This window comes from Curtobacterium luteum, from assembly GCF_001475545.1.
Classification (GTDB): Bacteria; Actinomycetota; Actinomycetes; order Actinomycetales; family Microbacteriaceae; genus Curtobacterium; species Curtobacterium luteum_A.
On the sequence record NZ_LDQC01000175.1, the window covers coordinates 1 to 568 of the forward strand.

The 568-nt window shown below is 67.3% G+C and carries 1 protein-coding gene; it reads left to right on the forward strand.

What is annotated here, in order from left to right; all coding sequences use genetic code 11:
- Positions 1-257: 257 nt before the first annotated feature.
- The coding region (locus NS184_RS16995; RefSeq protein ID WP_242863103.1) for a LacI family DNA-binding transcriptional regulator at positions 258-568 on the forward strand (311 nt) is incomplete at its 3' end.

Consider the following 568-nt stretch of genomic DNA (forward strand, 5'->3'; position numbering starts at 1 on the left):
CGGATCCGGCGGGGCGACGAGGGGAACTTCTGCTTCATTGCACAGCTCTTCTCTTGGTGAGGTCATGGACTTCGGGAGCACGACCACGACTCGCTGACGTCGTCGTCCCTGCGTTCCTTGGGGCGAGACGCTAACAGATAAGCGCTTCACTCGTAAAGCGCTTTTTTCTGGACCTGGGAGCTATGCTGAGAAGGTCCGGAACGAGCGGCTCCGGATCGAGCGCGTCCGGAGCGGTGGGGAGGGTGGCAGTGGCAACGATGCAGCAGGTCGCCGACCGTGCCGGGGTCTCGATCGCCACGGTGTCGTTCGTCGTGAACGGCACGAAGTATGTCACCCCCGCCACCACCGCCCGCGTCCGCACGGCCATGCGGGAGCTGAAGTTCCGGGGCAACGTCGTCGCCCGGGCGCTCGCGAGCCGCCGGACCCGCATCATCGCCCTGCTCTTCCCGACCACGGGCAACCGCTTCAGCCCGACGACGTCGGAGTTCTTCATGAGCGCGGCCGAGCGGGCCTCCGAGCGCGGGTACCACCTCGTGCTCTGGCCGGTCGACCCGGCGGGCAGCGACCT